This is a genomic window from Methylobacterium sp. CCH7-A2 (assembly GCF_001557075.1).
Taxonomy (GTDB): domain Bacteria; phylum Pseudomonadota; class Alphaproteobacteria; order Rhizobiales; family Beijerinckiaceae; genus Allobosea; species Allobosea massiliensis.
Genome location: NZ_LSKN01000110.1, coordinates 1 through 19,063 on the forward strand (window position 1 = coordinate 1; position 19,063 = coordinate 19,063).

Genomic DNA, 19,063 nt, shown 5'->3' on the forward strand with positions numbered 1-19,063 from the left:
AACCGGCAATCGCCGGTGACCACCGTCAGCTACACCACGCTATGGGACACGACCGATCAAAGCACTTCAGGTGGCACTTAATCTCGGTATGGAGCACCGGTTTGTGCTGCATACACCGCTTATGTGGATCGACAAGGCTGCAACATGGCATCTTGCTGACGAGTTGGGAGGGGCAGAGTTGGTCAATCTGATCAGAGCCGAGTCTCACACCTGTTACCTTGGCGATCGCCAAACCTTGAACGACTGGGGATTTGGCTGCGGCGAGTGCCCAGCCTGCGAACTTCGCAGTGCCGGGTGGTACAAGTTCGCAGTCAAAACGGACGGGTAGACCTTTTTATTGGTTGGTACTTCAGCCATCCCCTTTAGAATATCTCCAAGGGCTAACGGTGCGCGATTCGCCCGTGGAGGTTGAGAAACTGTTTAGGGGAATGTTGGTCCAACTACCCGGACACAGGGGTGTCGGGAAACTAGAAGCGGCGGCTGAAGGGCGCTGCACTATTTCCGTTTTCCATTCGCTTCGGCGCATTCAGTCTATTGAATGCGCTGCTTCTGAGATTGCGCGTGCCTACTTGAGCCCACAAACTCGGGCTTATGTTCGCGAAAATGATCGTATGCGCGTCGGGCGGGTTACTGATTATCTGCGGCAAGAGAACGGCCTTGTCTCCTACGAAATTCGCTTTCCAAATGGCCAACAGCGCGACGTTAGCGAAATCGACCTCTTCGTCCGCCCATGGAATGCTCCGGAGGACCCAGCCGAAATTCTTGTGGCCGGTGGAGCGGAAAGCCAGTTTCTCCATGATCGACGCCAAGCTGCATTAGCACCCCTACGCGCGCTCACAAGCGCAGCGCAGGGCCTGACCTCGTTGCTATCGGCTGGAATCGAATTCGTCCCACATCAGGTCGCCGCGGTACGCCGTGTCTTGAGCGACCCGATACAGCGCTATCTGCTCGCTGATGAGGTTGGCCTCGGCAAGACGATCGAAGCGGGGCTGATCATCCGCCAACATTTGATCGACAATCCGGACACTCAGGTGCTTATCGCCGCCCCGCCCGCGCTCTGTGACCAATGGGGGCGCGAACTCAACGAAAAGCTGCGCCTCGATCAGTTTACCGAGCCATTTAAGTGCTGTTCGCATGCCGAGATCGCGCGCGTCAGGCGAATGCCGGATGTACTGGTCGTCGACGAAGCGCACCATTTGGTCGGGCTTGTGGGTGGGCCACTCGCTCAGTCGGCTGCGCGCTTGCAGGAGTTTGCCCGCGATGTGCCTGTTCTGCTGCTGCTCTCAGCGACACCGCCGCTCGGCGAGGAGCACCGATTTCTGGCGCTACTTAACCTGCTCGATCCACTCACTCATCCGCTCGACGATCTGACCGGATTCCGAGCGAAGCTCCAACAACGGCGAGCTATTGGCCGATTGCTCCTCAGTCTCGACCCGGACGCCCCAGGCCTAGTCCTGCGCCAACGCGGCGCCGAACTCGTGCGCGGTTTCCCCGAGGATCCTGTGGTGCAGAATCTGGCGCCGCAACTGATCGCCGCAACGCGTGAGGCACCCGAGCGGCTTTCCGACCTGTGTGGGGCGCTAAAACAACACGTCGCTGACAGCTATCGCATTCATCAGCGGCTGATCCGCTCGCGGAGAGCTGACGCCGTCGGTTGGGAGTTTCGGCCACGAGGGCCCGAGAGTGGCGTGCTGACTCATGTTCGCACCGAAGACGATCCGAGCGAGGTTCTAGCTTTGCTGCTCGCCACGGTTGAAGACTGGCGGTCGGCAGCGGTCGACTCACTCGTCGATAACGAGGTTGGATGCGCGCCACTCGCCACTCGCTATCGCCAGTTGCTCGGTGCAATTTCCGAAGGCGGCGATGCGCTGCGCGTTTGGCTTGCAGTTGTAAGCCCAATGTTCCTGGGTGAGGTCGAAATTCTAGACGCCTTGCGGGAACAGGCCGCTGATTACAACGACGCCGACCGAATCGAAACAATGGTCGAAAGTACGCGGCGCCTGATCAAGACGCTGCGGGTGGATGTAGATCATCCCAAGATCGTGGTTTTTGCGACAGCGTCTGCGACGGCGGCAGCGTTTCACCACGCACTGCGGGATGCGGTTGACGGAGCGGTTTGCCTGCTCCTAGCCGAGTGCGGCGGACCTGACGACGGCAAGGATGTCGTGGCGTTGTTCGCACAAGCGCCGGCTACCGCGATCCTCATTGTCGATCGCTCGGCCGAGGAGGGGCTAAATCTCAGCTTCGCCGACGCGATCGTACATCTCGATCTGCCGCTGAGCGCCGCCCGACTCGAACAACGCATCGGTCGTCTCGACCGCTATGGCCGCCTCCAGAACATCATCCGGCATCGGATCTTGCTGCCCTCGAATGAAGATGACAGCCCCTTTGCGGCCTGGCACATGATACTGGCCGAGGGGCTGTCGATTTTCCATCGGTCAATCAGCGATGTGCAGTTCCTCCTGGACGCAATCGAGACTAAGGCGCTCGAAGAACTGCTGATGAAGGGACCCAATGCGCTGGTCGCAATGGCTGCTAACATCCGCAACCAGATTGCCGACGAGCGAAAGTCGCAGGACGAGCAGTACGCGCTCGACCGCATCGCCCTGGCCGAGGAGCCCGTCGAGACGTTTATCCAGGCGTTGGACGAAGCCGAGGCTGACGAGGCCAAGCTGGAAGCTGGTGTCGATCAATGGTTGATCGGCACGTTGCAATTCAAGAAGCAGCCATTCGCCTGGCCCGATGAGGATCCGTTCAAGCTCAGCATTACCAAGCAGACGCTGATCCCGAGATTGCCGTGGCAGCAGCAGCTTGAACTCGATGAGACCCAGCCGTTGAGCTGGAAGCGGCGGATTGCGACGCGCCGCGCCGCTGTAACCTTGCTGCGCCCTGGCACCCCCCTAATAGACGTGCTGGCCCGATTTACGCGCTGGGACGATCGGGGCACCGCATTCATTACCCACCGCACTGTTTCGGACTGGCTCGGGGATGCCTGGATCGGCTTCAAACTTTGCTTCATCATCGAGCCAAATATCGATATCGCTGACCTGTTGGCGCCGTCGCGGGGCGAACTTGCCGCCTCGCGTCGGGCACAGCGTTATTTTGCGCAAAGCGCACAGACATTGTTCGTCGATATCAATGGCGATGAGGTGGTCGATCCTGCGCTGCTCGCGATCCTATCAAAACCTTATGATGGTCACAGTGGGAGACTAGGCACGGACGTCAATCTGGGTAGTCGGCCGCATATTCTTGCCGAGTTCATCGATCCCGCCGTGTTCCCGGCGGTTTGCCGGCGTGTGCGTGACGGTGCCTGCCAGACTGTGTCCGAACAGCCGGGGGTTTTGGAGGCGATCAAGGCTGCAACGACGATCGCGGAGAGCGATCTGCAGCGCCGCAAGAACCGACTACAGCGCCGCCAGTCTGCTGGCGATACGATGGCGCGCGACGATATCGCATTGATCGAGTCGATTCTGCCGAGCATCGCATTGCCGTCGATCCGGCTCGACGCGATGGGGTGCTTTATCCTCGGGAACGCTATTCCGACGAGACATGGCCATGGCTGATCTCGATGGCCATGATGCCTTTGTCGCGTTGAGCCATATGCTCGATTGCACCGACAGCGGTACGGAGTGGAAGGCCCGCTCGCCAGCAATCGAGCGCCTGCGTCAGGCGCTGATCGATCCCGGTCGACACGCGAGCGCACTCGACCTTGCAGTGCTGCTGCGCCAGGCCATGACGCATGAGCATGTCCGGCGCGGAGAGATGGTGTCGCCGGCGGTCGTGGTGTCACATCCACGTTTCAGCGGGTTCGCCGCATGGGATGCAGTTGGTCTGCACAGGACTATTGCCGGCAAAGCACGTCTCGTGACGATACAGCGCTGGATGCCGTCGTGGCTGGCTGGTGCCGGCGGCGGGGTGGAGGTCTTTGCCGCTTCCGAGACGAAATGCCGCGAGTTCAACAATGCCGGCTGCGAAGGCGATCCTTTTCTCACTGCGGTCGGGCGCACGTCCTATCGCAGCCGGGGACAGCGCGCTGCGGTGCGTGCGGCGCTCTCAACCCCGGCCGGAGGAAGCCTCGTCGTGGCGCTGCCTACCGGCGAGGGGAAGAGTATGATCTTCCAGTTGGTCCAAACCGTTGGTTTTGTCGGCGCCGACCAAGCGGAAAACCGCGGTGTCACCCTAGTGATCGTCCCGACCGTCGCGCTGGGGGTTAATCACGAGCAGGAAGCGGTAAACGTGTGCGGGTTATCGCGGCCGCTTGCCTTTCAAGGGGGTAATGACGTCCAGAATGGCATTATCGCCGAGCGGATCGCAAATGGCACGCAGGGCCTTTGCTTCGCTTCGCCTGAAGCGGCTTGCGGTCGTTTACGCGATTCCTTGAGGCGAGCGGCCGAAGCCGGCCTGCTCCGCGCGCTGGTGATCGACGAAGCTCATCTCGTCGACCAATGGGGCACCGGCTTTCGCACCGAGTTCCAGGAATTAAGCGGCCTGCGGCGCGAGTTGCTGTCGGCGGCGCCAGCCGGGAAAGCGCTGCGCACAATTATGTTGTCGGCGACGCTCACCGACTCTTCACTAGAGACCTTACGCTCGCTATTTGGCGCCGAGCGCAATTTCGAAAGCTTGGCGGCGGTCCAGTTGCGGCCCGAACCGGACTATTGGATTGCGCCATCAACTAGCGAGGCGAACCGTATCGCGCAGGTCATGGAGGCACTTCATCACGTGCCACGGCCCGCGGTGCTCTATGTCACCGAAGTTCCCGCCGCCAATGCCTGGCACACGCGATTGGTCGAAGCGGGGTTTTGCCGGGTGCGTAAGCTCCACGGTAAGACCGGGCGCGCCGAGCGCGAAGAGATTGTCGGCCAATGGCGCGACGGGGCGCTCGATATCGTGGTCGGAACTTCGGCCTTTGGACTCGGCATCGACTATGGGCATGCGCGCACTGTCATCCATGCCTGCGTCCCCGAGACGCTTGATCGATTCTATCAGGAGGTTGGGCGAGGCGGGCGCGACGGGAAGGCGGCGCTTTCGCTGATCGTCCCGACACGCGAGGATATGGCGACCGCCAAGCGCATCAACGCGCAGCAGGTCATCAGTATAGATCGTGGCTTCCACCGCTGGAAGACCATGTTCGCGCGGAAGGCCAGCCTTGGTAACGGGCGTTTCGCGGTGCGGATCGACGGTCGGCCAGGGACCGATGAACGCGATATCGACATGTTCGGCGATACCAATACCGACTGGAATCTGCGCACCGTCGCTTTGATGGCGCGGGCCGGCATCCTTCGACTGCTTGGCACGCCCTATCCGCGGATCGAGCAAGAGGGGGACTGGCTCGAAGTTGAGGTTATCGACGATCACCACCTCCAACTGGCGCTGTGGCAGACGCGTGTCGAACCCGTGCGGCGGGCCGGCTGGCTTGCTGCCAAGCGCAATCTCGATCTGATGCGTGAATTTCTGCGTAGCAATCGCTGCCCAGCTTCGATCCTCGAAGATCTATATGGCGCGAACCGGGTCGGACGGACGTGCAGTCGCTGCAGCCGATGCCGTGCTGACGACACGTGCCGCCTCAACAGTGTGTCTGTCGGCGAACCGCGTGGCCCTTGGACCGATCCGCTCGATCCCCTCGTCGCCAATCTGTTCGATCGCGATCTCCGGCTGCTTGTCAGCTACGATCCCGGCGACCTTGCCCGCAACGCCTCGCGCCGGCTCGGCGACACGCTGCAACGCTTGGCGCAAGCGCGCCTCGCCAAGTTAATCACACTTGGCCCGCAGCCGTTCGATATGAACCGTGTTCTCAAATTCGCGGAAAGATCGGCATTCTTCGTAAGCGATCTGTCGTCGCTGGCCTTGTCGCGGCTGCCGCGTGGTCCCGAACTTGTCATGGTCGGCGACCGGCAAACACTGGAGCCGCAAAATCTCGCGCCGCGGGCCGACAATCCTCGCATCTTTCTCGCGCCGATCGATCAACCGGCCCCCGATGGACGCAGATTGAAAGATGTATTTGGCGGTCGGACGCTGACGCTCGACGAGTTTAATGCAAGAGTGGCGCAATGAGTATTATTACAACATTTGAAGCTGTTCCGAGCCGCTTGCTCGCAGTCTATGCGGCCTTGTTCGATAGCGAAGAAGGCGAATTGAAAGACCGAATCGAAGCTTGGGCGACCCCGCCATCGCTTCGAAGTCGTGGTGGTGAAGAAGGCGAATCCACTACCACCTTATTCAGCAACACGCTCGGCGAGGCGCGCCGCCTTGGGTTAGTCGAAGAGGTCGAGGGTCGGCTGCGGCTGACTAAGGATGCGCGTAGCGGTGGCAAGAAAGGCGCCGACAGCGAGCCCTACTTCAAGAGCTTCATGCGCCGTACGTTGTTCAGTCCCGACCGTGCCGCGGACGCAAAACAGTCGGGCTATATGGTCGCGCTTTCGTGGTTCTTGAGTTCGAGTCCGCTTCGGCCGATGAATTTCTCGAAGGAGCCGATCAACGAATTGCGCGCGATGATCGGCGATCACGCCTCAAAATTTGAGATTTCGGACTATGCCAGTTGGCAGAGCTTCCTCTACTGGAGTCGCTATCTGGGGTTCGCAACAATCGTCGGCGGCGGCAATAATCCGGACGATGTCACGTCGCGCCGAGTCATACCCGATCCAGTGAAGGCAATTGAAAGCGCGCTTCCCGCCATCTACGCTGATGTAGACGATCTGCCAGTCGAGCAGTTCCTGACGCGGCTATCAGGAATTTTTCCAGTCTTCGAGACCGGCAGCGTTCGTGAGGGCTTTGAGGCGATGCGCCTCCATCCCACCACGGACCATGACAAGCTCCTTTCCATCACCACCAGCCTGGGGCTCCAGCGCCTCGCCGACCGTCAGCGGTTGAGCATGTCAACCGTCGCGGACGCCGCGTCGCGCATCCTCGACTTTGGCAATCGCAGGGAGCGCGTGAGCAATATAGCGCTGAAGGCCGCTGCATGATGCGCAATTATCTCTGCTGGGATCCCGGTGCCGTTCGCCAGGTGATCAATCCTTTCGCCGAACATATCGGCGACAGCCTGTTCCGCGCGGTCCACAGTGATTGGGATTTGAAAGTCAGTCCGCAGGTCGGCAAGTCATTCCAGGATATTGGCGAGGCGTCTTGGGCCGACGTGACGCCCGCTGCCTTTCTCGACGATTTTCTACGTGGAGACCGGCCGCACGCGCTCGCCGCGATCCTTGGCGAGACGGGGTCGGGCAAGTCACATCTCATTCACTGGATGCGACTCAACATCAAGCCGAGTAAAGAGCGGGTCGTGCTGGTCGTCCGAAAATCGGGGACGTCCTTGCGCGCTATCGTCAGAATGCTCATCGACGAACTGCCCCCCGAGCAGCAGGGGAGCTTTCTCGAGACGCTTCAATCGGCCGGCGATGGCACGCAGAGCCGCGACGACCAGAAGCAGCAATTGCTCAATGACCTCGCACAGGTAATTCGCGAGGAAGTTCTGCCGCCCGAGGCTGACGAGATCGAACAGGAGCTCTTGGTCTGTCTGCCCAATTTGTTCCAGGATCCGCACATGCGCCATGCGCATTTCCTGGGAGATAACTCGGTCGTTGCGGAGATTGTCGACCACATTTTCGCACCGTCCAATGCCAAGGACCGGCCCGATCGGCGCCGCGCGTTTGTCGACGGCGATTTGCCGCTTGGCGGAATGGACTTCGCACATGCGTCGCGTCTCGCCCGAAACGCGATAAACGTCATAGAACTCGACCCGGCCGTCAATCTTCCGCTCGCAATCAGGATCATCAACCGAAATCTCGAGCGCGCGGTGGCGCGTACCCTCAGTTTTTCGGGTGACCGGGTCGAAGAACTCATGACGCGGCTCCGCAGCTATCTAAAGACACAAGGTAAGGAACTCGTCCTACTCGTCGAGGAGTTCGCGCGCCTCCAGGGCATTGATCGGCCATTGCTCCAAGCTGTCACTTCGCAGGGCGACGACCGCCAATGCAAAATGCGCACAGCGATCGCTGTCACCACGGGGTTTTTTCAAAGCGTCGCCGAAACTGCCTATATGCGCACTACCCACATCGTCGACATGGACCGCTCGGCGGGGCGTGCCGAAGGTAGGTCTGTTACGCCGGTATCGCTCAGCCAGTTTACGGCGCGTTATCTCAATGCCGTCCGTCTGGGTCGCAGCGGGATCGAAAAATGGAACGAAGCAGCGGCGCCCGGTGAGAGCCCCCGTTCAAAATGCAATGACTGTGTCCACCAAAGCGAATGCCACGCCGTGTTCGGAGCAGTGGATGGCTATGGACTCTACCCATTCACACAGCAGGCGCTTTGGAATGCCGCCTCGCGCGCCGATGCGTCGATGCCCGAACGCCTCAACCCGCGCATATTGCAGAATGATCTGCTCGTCGAGGTGCTCGATAATTTTGGACCCGAGATCGCTACCGGCGCGTTTCCGCCCTTCAAGCTGCTACAAAAACTTGGTGGAATCACCGCGCTACCGGTCGTCGCGCAGGACGAACTCGCCAATCGAAATCCGCAGAACTTTCAGCGCTGGGCGGCATTCCTCGAACTTTATGATGGCACTGGCAGGATCGTTAATCTCGACGACCGGCTTCGCGCAGCTTTCGAGATACCCGAAGTCCCCGGCGCAGGCGCAGCCAATGCTCCGGCCCCGATCACAGACGCAGTCATCGTTGACGTGCCTGTTCAGGCAGCGGTGAGCAAGGAAGACCGGCTTATCGCGCAATGGATTGGAGGCGACGGTCTGGACCAGACGGTTGCGACTAATCTTCGCCTGCTGGTATTTTCAGCAGTGTCGAATGCTATCGACTGGGACATGGCCGGTCTTGCCAAGGCAACCTTCACGGGAAAGACCGGCAAGCCTTTTCAGACGGCCAGCATTAGTTTCGATCGCCAGACTACACAGGTGCGCTCGGATATCCCCGTCAAACTCGTTATACCGGGCACTCAGGTTCGCCCGGCGACGGCGGCAGCGGCGCTGCAGGGCGTGCTGCGCGCGAGCAAGAACGAGTTCCGTTGGGAATTCCCGGATGGCGAAAAGATGCTCGCCGCGTTCCTGGATTGCGTTGAGATCTGGGCTAGGAGCGTCGAGGAGCAATTGCGTGGGATCTGCCGTCCCACACCGCAGTGGGACCGGGCCGCCGCCGCGACCGAGTTGCTATGCATTGGGGCGGCGATCGGCGGCCGTATCAAAGCCGACGCTTCGATCGCCGATATGATCGACGCGGCATTCAGTGGTAACTGGGCGCCGGAATGCGCCAGCACCGCTCCTGAAATGAAGTCGCTCTATGCCACGCTCTGCAAGATCCGTGAGAAGCTTGCGGACATCGCCCGGTCGCAGATGTCGAGTATGAAGGGGGGGCGCGCCGGTGCAATGCTCAATCCAGGCCGCATCCTCGGACCGATTAAGGACCTTCGTCAGGCAAAATGGCAATTGCGATCGCTGCCACCTGAGAGCGAGACCGAGGAACTCTGTAAAACCTATCGCGATGTCCGGGACGCGCTCCCGGTAGCTGCAGCGGCGGAATTGACCGTGCGCCGAGCTTGGCTGGAGGCGATGGAACGCGCCTTCGGCGCCACTGCCAATCGTGCTGCTATCGTCAATGCACTTGATGCCGCGCGCCAAGCTGTCGCCGAGGCTGGGATCGGGACCAGCAACACCGCTCGGACATTGGGCGAGGAAATTGAACGGTTCAGGTCTGTGCAATTCGATGATTCGATACTGGCGGCACGCGCGCTGGCCAAGGGGTCTGATGTCATCGCGGCTCTGCCCCAGTTGGGACGCGGCCGCCGCAGCGCGGTCGAGGCCGGGACTGCCCTGGCTGCCGCGGCCCAAGCTTTCCTCGATACGGTCGATCAGAATATCGGTGCAAACAGCCGAAGCCTCGATGCCAAGAATGACGCACTATCGGCTAGTCTCGATCAGATCGACGTATCGCTACGCGCGATTGAAGCTGATCTGATCGCTATGGCGACAGCCACTGGGGAGCAAGTCGATGCTGCTTGACCGCGCCAGTAATCTCGCGATCAAGATCAACACATATCAGAAGCTAAAGAATGGCGCGGCTGAAATAGAGCAGTTCAGTACTCGTGCAAGGCAATTCGAGAGCGCATCACATCTGTTAGGCAGACTTCGTGCGACGCTGACCGCCCTTGCCAACGCCGGCGTCGCAATCGACTTCGAGCCGAGCGATGCCCAAGGCTATGCTAACAAAGCGCGCGTGTTGCGCGAAGCGATCAAGGAAGACCCTGCGAAGATCAACGACCCTCCATTCGATATCAAACACGACTTCACCGACCGGTTGAACGGCATCGCCAGCGCCGGGCACAAGGCCGCGAGCACAGCCTGGAAAGCCTATGTCGAAAAGCGCGCCGCGTTTGGCGCGGATGATGTCCTGAGCGCGCTCGGCCAAGTGCCGCAGTTTCGAGCGAGTGTTTCCAAGATACAGCAGATCCGGGGCGAGGTAGCCGCCTTTGGCGCGAGCCTACCGGCCGACCTCGAGACGGCGATCGCGAGGCTCGATGCTCTGGTTAGCCAGCATGAAGCGGCCTGGAAAGCGCTCGCCGCCTCCGACATCCCATCAAGTGTGGTCGCGTTCATTCGCGCGGCGGCAAGCAGTGACGCGCTGCTCAGCGCTTATACGTCCGAAGTGCAAGCGTGGCTCGAGAGACGCAACTTGCTCGGCGCGTTCCGCATCAAGCTGAGGTAGGCACGATCATGCCCGTGTCTAACCACGCCCTCGCGGTACTCGACCGCATCGAAGCCGTCGAGATGCGCTCTCTCGAGTGGGGGTTCACCGATGGCTCGCTGAGTGAAGATGAAGCCTTCGATCTGGGCGATCAAGTCTGCGAAGTCGCTGGCGTCAGCGGCACCGACGGGCAGGACCTCGTCGAGGAATTGATCGACGCCAAGCTGATTTTCGAGATGGCGAGCATCGGTGGCGACGTCCGGATTCGGTCGCGCTTCGCCGAAATGATGCGGCTGCTGGCCGCCAACCGACAGCTATTTCCCAACAAGCCCTGGCAGGGTGCGCCGTCGCTTGTCGCCGACTTCCGCGTCGACCGCCGGCCGCGACGCTTTCCACAGCGCCTGCGTTTGCCCACCGATATCCTTGCCGAGCACGCATCGGTACTTGGCGGATCGCAACTGCGGCAGGATTTGTGGCAGGCGCTGACCGCGCGCGATGGAATGAAGCTGGCGGGGTTTCAAGAACGCGCGGCGTTGCGTCTGTCGGCGGCGACCGCCGACGGCGGTACGATCGTGACCGCAGGTACCGGCAGCGGAAAGACCATCGCCTTCTATCTTCCTGGCATGATCCGTATCGGCGAAGCGATCGGCTCCGACCATTGGGTCAAGGCCATCGCAATCTACCCAAGGATCGAGCTTCTAAAGGACCAGTTCGCGGAAGCTTTTCGCATGGCGCGAACGATCGACCAGCCACTGGCAGCGCATGGCCGCAGGCCGCTGGTCATAGGTGCCTTGTTCGGGAAGACCCCGACCCGGGCGACGCGCCAGGAACTCACCGACAAGAACTGGGTCCGGCGGGGTGAGGACTTTGTCTGCCCGTGGATGCGTTGTCCGCATTGCGACGGCGAACTCGTCTGGCGCGGCGCCGATATCGCTGCGAGCACCGAACGCCTAGTCTGCGTTCAGCATGACTGTGGTGAACAGATCGGTGACGACCAGATCGTGTTGACCCGGACCCGGCTGCAACTCCACCCACCCGATGTTCTGTTCACCACAACCGAGATCCTGAACCAACGCCTTTCCGATCAATGGATGCGCGGCCTGTTTGGGATCGGTCTCCCGCCCGCCCGCAAGCCGTTGCTCGCCCTTCTCGACGAGGTGCACACGTATGAAGGGGCAACCGGTGCGCAAGCCGCGCTGACACTGCGCCGATGGCGGCATCTGCTAGACGCGCCGATCACCTGGGTCGGTCTTTCCGCAACCCTTGGCGATGCGGCGCGCTTCTTCTCGGATTTAACGGGAGCCGCACTCGACGATGTGGTCGAGATCTCACCTACGTTGGAGGAGTTCGAAGAGCGGGGGGCCGAATATCAGATCCTATTGCGCGGTGATCCGGCGTCTCGCGCGTCGCTTCTTTCGACCACGATCCAGACATCAATGCTGGTGCCTCGGCTGCTCGATCCTCCAGGCGCGATCAACGCGTCGGGCGTCTTTGGCCGGCGCGCTTTCTTGTTCACCGACGACCTCGACGTTACCAATCGCCTCTATGATGATCTGCGCGATGCGGAAGCGTTCACGATATTCGGACGTCCGGATGCTGCACGCACGCCACTGGCAGATATTCGCCGTGCCGGGCCCGATGCCGCAATCCGTGACGTCGAGGGCCAGCGATGGCGGATTTGCGAGGATATCGGCCATCCGCTGGATCGCCGACTGGTAGTCGGGCGCACCACCTCGCAAGATGCAGGCGTCAATCAATCGGCGAATATCGTCGTTGCGACAGCGGCCCTTGAGGTCGGCTTCAACGATCCGCTTGTCGGAGCCGTCATCCAGCATAAGGCGCCGCGCGGCATGGCCTCGTTTCTCCAGCGGAAGGGCCGTGCCGGCCGCGACCGCGCGATGCGCCCTATCATCCTCACGGTCCTGTCGGATTACGGTCGCGATCGCGCTTTCTACCAGGCATTTGAACATCTGTTCGATCCGTCGCTCGAGCCGCAATATCTCCCGATCCGCAATCCCTACGTCATGAAGATCCAGGCAGTGTTCGCGCTGTTTGACTGGCTGGCGGCAACGACCGCCGGCTATGAGAAGGCTTGGCAGTGGAATATTCTCAGCCGTCCGCTTCGTCAGCCTAGTTCTGCAGAGCGCGCAGTTCTCGATCGCACCCGGGCCAAACTGACCCAGTTGGTGCAGGGGGACGCGGCCACCATTGAGGATCTGCGCGGCTATCTGATGGGCGCACTCGGGATCGGACGGTCGGTCGCCGAGACGCTGCTTTGGGAAGCCCCGCGCTCACTTCTGCTCGAAGCCGTTCCGACGCTCGTGCGCCGGCTGTTTCGCAGTTGGCAACTCGCCATTCCAGGTGCAGGCGCAGCGCTCGACCTGCAAGTCGACTATCATCCGCTCCCCGACTTCGTGCCGCGCAACCTGTTTAGCGACCTCAGCCTGCCCGAAGTGCGAGTGATTGTTCCGCCTGCGACGGTCAATCATGAGGAGCGTGTTGAGCAAATGCCGATCCTCCAGGCGCTCAATCAATTCGTGCCCGGGCGAGTGACCCGCCGCTTCGCGCATGAGCGCGGCGCGCTGTCGCACTGGATCCCGGTAGATCCGGCGTTTCGAGAGCAGGACCGCCGGATCAGCGACTATGCGGTAGAACATGAGTTCGTCGGCAGCTTTAGCGGGAGCCTCAACGATCAGGTCGGCGGGCCGCCGCTCCTGGTGTTTCGTCCGCGGACCGTGCGTCTCGAACGAGCCGCCCGAAGCGAAGCGCTGCCGAGCAGCAACGCCCGACTACTCTGGCAGTCCGACATCGTCGCGAATGGCGACGCGCTTGGCGTTCCGGTCCCGACCCGATCGGAGTGGCGGCACTATGTTCGTGCGATCGACTTCCATCTGCACCGGTTTCGCTCGAGCGTCAGCGTTCGCCGTTTTGCCGGCACGGCCCAAGCCAACATACGAACGCTGCAGGATGATTTTCCCGTCACGCTCACCTTCACCAGCGACGATGATCGCCCAGCCGCCGTCGGTTTTGAACTGGAAGTTGATGGGTTTCGGCTCGACCTCGCGTTGCCCGACGGCGAGACGCTCGCGGGTATCAGCCTGCCGCCTGAAGTTCTCGCTGCCAGCAAGCTTGCCTATATTCGCGACCTGATCCGGCTCGACCCGGAACTGCCCGATGACCTAAACCAGTTTCAGCGCGAGTGGTTGATCCAGTTCCTGCTGTCGGCAGTACTCGCCGATGCCTCGAGCAATGACCGGCCGCTTGCTGAAACGATCTCTGACCTCCTCGGCGACGACCGAATCGAAGGCGTGTTTCGCGCTGTCATGGACGATGTGTTCGGCGCGATGCCGCCAACGCCACCCGATACCGACGACACGCAAGACAGCGATGCGGACGATGACGCGGATGGCAGTGGTGACCATTTAGCGGGTGGCCCGGCCGGCGCCGGTGCTGCAGCCCGGAGAGGGCGCTTGCAGCAGGCGCTGCTCCAACAACTGGGTCGGCCGATCGTTCGTGATAGGTTGCGCGTACTCGCCGGGCAACTCCTCTCGGTCGATCCTGTGGTTTTCAACGCCTGGCTTCGCCGCCTGATCCTGGAAACGCTCGGTGAGGCAATGCTTCAGGCGTGCATCGCGGCAGCACCCCGACAGGCGACCGTGGACACCCTGCTCGTCGATATCCGCGACGATGCGGCATCCGATATCGCGAGCGTGTGGATCAGCGAGACGACACTTGGCGGCGCCGGTGTCCTCGAAGCCTTTGCCGACCGGTTTGCGTCCGAACCGCGCCTGTTTTTCTCGGCGCTCGATGCGGCGCTGGCACCCAGCGACCTTGAACTGGTCGATGGCGGCTTGCGTCAGATCCTTACCCTCAGCCTCAACGATAGCGAGATCGGCGAACAGGTCGCGCGGCTGCGTGCCACCAATTCGCACAGTGAGCGCGCGATTCTGTGGCGCACTTTGTCGCATCACCTCGCGCAGCGCGGCGGGATTGACCTCAGCCATGCGCTGTCGGTCTCTCTCAACAACCGCCTGCTGCGCGCAGGCTCAGGAGCACAACTCGACCAGTTGCTGCTCGATTTGCAGGCACATTGGGACACAACACAAGACCGGTTCGGCATAGCCATAGGCTTGCGCGAATTTGCCTATATCGCGAGCCGCGATGCGACATTGTCGACTGCCGTTCGCGCGTTCTTGGCAGCAACGCTCCCAGCCGCCGCGATTGAGCATGTCACGGTTCTGTCGGCGATTGCGAGCCTGTTGTGGCCGCGCGCCAACGAAGTGCGTCAGCGCGTCCTGCAATCCTACAACCCGTTCCGGCAGACGCGGTCTACCGATCCGGCGCTCGTTCGCCATCTGCTGCTCAGCCGGGCGATCGCGACGATTGCGTTCAGCGATCCCGATTGGGAAACGCAACTTGCCGCTGCCTTTGAAGCTCAGGGAACGGGGCGTCTTGTCGCCGACGCCGGCGAGTCAAGGCAGATCCGGGCTGCGCTCGTCCGGCTTTCGGCGACGCCAGTCAGTGTGGGCGCACTCCAGTTTTTCCCCGCGATTGAACGGGTCGAACGTGCGGACTGCAGGACGCTGGTAACGCTCACACTCAGGGAGCAGGTCTGATGCCGCATCCCTCCCGCGATTTACATGGCCCAGCGCAGTCGCGCGCGGTGCGCGACCTGTTCCAGACACTTTTCGTCGCCGAACTCATACAACCCAGCCCAAAGTTGTGGCTGTTCTTTGCCTGGATCAGCGATGTCGAGATCATCGACAATTCAGCGCGTGAATTTGCAGCACTAGAGCCGGACTGGCCGGCTGCGCCAATCCGGTTGTCTCAATTGCTGCGCGCACTGCTGGCACGCGGCGTTCAGATCAGGCTGGTGATCCGCGAAGATGGCCACAATGACTATTTCATCGCTCGATTGCAGACGCTAAAGGCGCGCTACGACGATCAGATCAAATGGACTGTGCAGAAGAGCTTCCACGCTAAGGGTCTGCTGGGCGCAGATTATTTCCTCAGCGGCTCAATGAACCTCACGCTCAACGGTATCTCTACCAACGGCGAACATCTTGTCCTACGCACCGACCCAGCGGCGGTCGCCGAACAGTCGATCGAACTTGAAACGCGGTGGGAAGGCCAGATGACATGATCGGCCCAAGCCTCGATGCGGCCCGGGAAGTGCTGGCGGATCTTATCGCGCTCCAGCCATGGGCTGGGGCCAGTCACGACCTCGCAGCGCTCTGCGCTGATGTGACCCAGTCTGTAGCTGATGAGGCCTTTCCCGGAGCGCTCGTTCCCATCGTCAATAGCGCCGGATACATGCAGATTGATGTAGCGGCGCCGACAATTTCGAACTGGAGGCGCCTCAAACCCGTCCTGCTGGCCTTTGCCGGGCCGACAGTCACCGGCTTCGATGGTGTGCCGGTGACCTTCGACGCCGCTGATCCGGTCGGCGCTCGCCTCATGCTTGTCGCGCCAGCTGTGACGGCTATCATGCACTTGCCGATGGATGAGCGGGCACGCATCGGGGCGTTACGTGCGGTGCTTCGCGCTCGTGATACCTTAGCCCGCGCACCCGAATTGCAGCGCTCGGCTCCGGTTTCGACCAGTTGGTTGATCGGCCGCTTTCAGGACTATCTGAATGTGGGGCGTCGAGACGCAGCCACGGGTGTGCTCGAGCGCCTCCGCAACGAACTCCGTCTGGACGCGCTCAACCTTAAGTTTCTCAATGTCCAATTGCTCGCTGTCTTCGAGGACTGGACGGGAATTGTCGCGCTACCAGAGTTTCCAAGCCTTAGCGTTGCGCGCAGGACGCCTGCGATTACGGCCTTTCTCCTTGAGGCGCTCTATCAAACCCACATTGCCGCGTCGTTCGATGCCGGCAATATTGCCGACACGCGCACTGCGTTCGAGGCTTCAGTTCAATCTTTCGTCCAGTCGATGCTTATCAACGGTGCGCCGGCAGGATTGCGGGCGGGGGGATGGCGTCTCCTGGGTCTCGAGGCACTTTCAGACCCTGGTCGCCAAGACCTTCTCGCGATGCTTGTCGATCGTGGGCAAGAACTGGGGTGGATCGCGGACCTCTTGCCCGCTCCGACGCCATCCGAACCGCAGGCTGTTGACGTTGCAGCGCCGATCGATACGGCGCGGGAAGCGCTTATACAGGCCGAGGCTGTCGACAGTATTGACCTGCTTGCCGACGCAATGGCCGCGATGGCACGGCTCAGTCCGGACGAACTGGCATTACTTCGCGAGACCATGCCGTTCCGCCCGATCGTGCATGTCACCGACGAGTTCGCGAATATCGCGCCGCCGACATCTTGGATCGCCTGGCTGGATCGTGCCGCAGATCCTGCCTTTGCGGACGCGCTTGATATTGCGCGCCGCGGTAAGGATGAATGGGAAATCGGAGCATCGACCGGTGACCTCGTCGCGGTTCGAGCACTCGTTGCGGCGCTCGAAAAGGCACAGGGCAATGATCTAGCCGCCGATCGCACCACTCAGGCCTTGCCCTATCTGGTTGCCTGGCTGCAGCGGGATGTGGAATTCCCGAGAACAGCGCTGTCTCCGGTCTATGGGGGGTTGCTCACCCTGTTCGCGCTGGGGACCGCGCGCGGAGCGACAATTTACGAGTCGAGCCAAGTGCTGGTGGAGGCACTTCTAGCCTCGGGTGTCGACCAAAAGTCCTATCGCGACCTGATCGCCGATATCGACGAGATCTCTGGCGACGGCTTTGGAGTCGATATGATCTATTGGGTTCTGGAACTGGTTGAGAGTTTCATGAACGCCGCCGCGCCCGATGCGAGTGCCCGCGAGACATTTCTCCATCGAATCCTCGCCCGCATCGTTCCGATTTATGGCCGGTTAACCCGCCTTCAGCGGGTGACGATTAACTTGTTGTCGAATGAACTCGGTTGGTCGCTGCCGACAACAACGGCAGCCGATGCTGCATCGACGGACGACGGTCTAGCAAACCGATTGGCTGGCTTGCGTATCGCTATCTATTCGCTGACGGAATCATCAAGCCGGCAAGCAAAGGTTGCGCTGGAAGAGATTACGCAGGCCGTCCTTGTCGATACGAATGCAGATCACGGCGGCAGCGCTCGGCTGCGCGCGCTTGCGGAGAACTCCGATCTCTTTGTAATGACTTGGCTGTCAGCAAAACATGCAGCCACCGATTTCATTCGATCTCATCGCGGCGACAAGCCGCTAATCTATTCTCGCGGTAAGGGCTTCTCAAGCACACTTCGTGCAATTGAAGAATTTCTGATGTCGCCTGGAAAGACGGGGGCGTGAGGCAAGCCCTTGTATTGTTATAGTTTCGCGCAACGATGGCTCCAGAGCATACTGAAATTCGACGGAGGTCATCCTGGTACGCCCCGGCGTATGCCGCCTTGTCCAGCGGTCAATCTTCTCTCGACGTCTCGACGGTCTCCGCCTGGTTGCCGGGATGGCGCGCCCGCGCGCCGATATGGGAGACGCTGATCTGATTCAGCAGCTTGCCGATCGTGCGCTCGTGGTAGAAGACGCCGAAGCGTGTCTCGAATAGGCGACCGTGCCGGCGGCAAGATTGTGTGGCTGATGGAGTAGCACCAGCGGCGACAGGCGCGTCAGCGCTTCGAAAATGGCAAGGGGATCACGGTCGACGCAACCAAAATTGGGGTATTGCAGGGCCACCCATTTGTCGGTTTCAATGAGCAATGGGCGTGGTTCACATTCCCGATGGTGACCGTATGCGGCTGGCTGGCTACCCCGGCGTTGTCGGTGTGCCGGTCGTGTTTCTCCATGGGCATCGTTATCCACGCGAACTGAACCTCTACATCCGGTTTCGTGCGCTAGGCGATTGGCATCCGGTAAAGCTACCCCGTCTCGTTCGGGAGGCGTTCGGGCAGGAGGTCATCCCATATAAACAGAATTCTATGGTAACCCTTGCTCGCCACTTGATGAATTTAATGGAGTGGGCTGAGTGGACTGGTGTTGATTGGACGCAGATTGAGTATAAACGTCATCTCGTTCAAGGTTATCAGCGCGACATGCAGATGGGCCGATGGTCCGCGCGCGGAAAAGGGCTTGCTCCAAATACAATCAATCAGCGCATCTCGGCCGCCTGTCACTTCTTGGATTGGGCCGGTACCACGGGATTGAGGGAGCGCTTTGATCAAGCACGCACCCGCATTTCATCAAGCCGCTCGCGGGGGGGAGGCAAAAGCGAAACGGTTAGAGTTGGGGCTGTGCGTCAAGACCCCATGGATCTGCGCTTACCTACGGCTGAAGAAGTCGCGCAGTGGCTAAAGCAGGTACGGGCCCGTTTCGGTCGCACGAAGGCGCTTTTGGGTCGTGTCCCTGCTGGTGGTGTAGCTTCGCAGAGCCACCGCGTGCCGGCTTTG

Annotated in this window: 8 protein-coding genes and 2 pseudogenes; all 10 read left to right on the forward strand. The window is 60.8% G+C overall.

The window, feature by feature from the left end:
• Positions 1–55: 55 nt before the first annotated feature.
• Positions 56–328 (forward strand): annotated as a pseudogene (locus AX750_RS25470) (7-cyano-7-deazaguanine synthase); the annotation flags it as partial.
• 100 nt (positions 329–428) lie between these two features.
• Positions 429–3,563: a protein DpdE gene (dpdE, locus tag AX750_RS09465; protein ID WP_082737719.1), complete on the forward strand. Its 3,135-nt coding sequence runs from the start codon at positions 429–431 to the stop codon at positions 3,561–3,563.
• Positions 3,556–6,051, forward strand: a complete 2,496-nt coding sequence (gene dpdF / locus AX750_RS09470; RefSeq protein ID WP_067253984.1) for a protein DpdF — start codon at positions 3,556–3,558, stop codon at positions 6,049–6,051. Before dpdE ends, dpdF begins: the two co-directional genes overlap by 8 nt.
• Positions 6,048–6,962, forward strand: coding sequence for a protein DpdG (gene dpdG, locus AX750_RS09475; protein WP_067253987.1), 915 nt, complete (start codon positions 6,048–6,050; stop codon positions 6,960–6,962). The genes dpdF and dpdG overlap by 4 nt, the downstream gene beginning before the upstream one ends.
• Entirely contained in the window at positions 6,959–10,000 is a 3,042-nt protein-coding gene (gene dpdH, locus AX750_RS09480) for a protein DpdH (RefSeq protein ID WP_066717806.1), read from the forward strand. Before dpdG ends, dpdH begins: the two co-directional genes overlap by 4 nt.
• Positions 9,990–10,703 (forward strand): hypothetical protein, encoded by a 714-nt coding sequence (locus AX750_RS09485; RefSeq protein WP_066717814.1) that lies wholly within the window; start codon positions 9,990–9,992, stop codon positions 10,701–10,703. The genes dpdH and AX750_RS09485 overlap by 11 nt, the downstream gene beginning before the upstream one ends.
• A 14-nt stretch (positions 10,704–10,717) precedes the next feature.
• Positions 10,718–15,298 (forward strand): protein DpdJ, encoded by a 4,581-nt coding sequence (gene dpdJ / locus AX750_RS09490; protein ID WP_197426537.1) that lies wholly within the window; start codon positions 10,718–10,720, stop codon positions 15,296–15,298.
• On the forward strand, positions 15,298–15,825 hold the full coding sequence (gene dpdK / locus AX750_RS09495) for a phospholipase D-like domain-containing protein DpdK (protein WP_066717820.1): 528 nt from the start codon (positions 15,298–15,300) through the stop codon (positions 15,823–15,825). The genes dpdJ and dpdK overlap by 1 nt, the downstream gene beginning before the upstream one ends.
• A complete protein-coding gene (gene dpdD, locus AX750_RS09500; RefSeq protein ID WP_066717833.1) occupies positions 15,822–17,972 on the forward strand; it encodes a protein DpdD in 2,151 nt (716 codons plus the stop codon). The genes dpdK and dpdD overlap by 4 nt, the downstream gene beginning before the upstream one ends.
• Before the next feature lie 410 nt (positions 17,973–18,382).
• Positions 18,383–19,063, forward strand: a pseudogene (locus AX750_RS26715) (hypothetical protein); the annotation flags it as partial.